The organism is Paenibacillus sp. O199, assembly GCF_001636635.1.
In the GTDB taxonomy this organism is placed as follows: Bacteria; Bacillota; Bacilli; order Paenibacillales; family Paenibacillaceae; genus Paenibacillus; species Paenibacillus marchantiae.
The window spans coordinates 37331-37946 of the sequence record NZ_LGRP01000043.1 but is presented as its reverse complement, the minus strand read 5'-3'; the positions used below and the strand labels follow the sequence as shown (position 1 = coordinate 37946).

Genomic DNA, 616 nt, shown 5'->3' with positions numbered 1-616 from the left:
GTTCCCGTGGCACCAGTCACACCGGTTACACCGGTTACACCCGTTGATCCTGTTGCTCCAGTAGATCCAGTCGCTCCAGTTCCTGTGGCACCAGTCACACCGGTTACACCCGTTGATCCTGTCGCACCAGTAGATCCAGTCGTTCCTGTTCCTGTTGCACCAGTCACACCGGTTACCCCAGTTGATCCTGTTGCTCCAGTAGCTCCAGTCGTTCCTGTTCCCGTGGCACCAGTCACACCGGTTACACCTGTAGATCCTATTGCGCCCGTTATACCCGTGGTTCCGGTCGCACCCGTGCTGCCTACAGACCCTGTAGAACCTGTTACTCCTGTTGTTCCCGTTGTTCCAGGATCGCCCGTCGTACCCGTTGAACCCGTCGCGCCGGTGGCTCCAGTCATCCCTGTTCCCGTTACGCCGGTGTCTCCTGGTACACCTGTTGAACCCGTTATTCCTATTGCACCAGTAACACCAGTGGTACCTGTAGATCCCGTAACTCCTGTTGCTCCTGTTGCTCCTGTTACACCAGTGGCGCCAGTAGCCCCTGTTCCCGCTGATCCTGTGACACCGGTTACTCCACTAGAGCCCGTCGCTCCCGTGGATCCGGTTGCGCCTGTTA

At 57.8% G+C, this 616-nt stretch carries 1 protein-coding gene; it reads right to left on the bottom strand.

Going from position 1 to position 616, the window contains the following annotated elements; translation table 11 throughout:
- Positions 1 to 616: hypothetical protein (locus tag A6049_RS33820; protein ID WP_205412057.1), on the bottom strand; the 616-nt coding region annotated here is incomplete at both ends.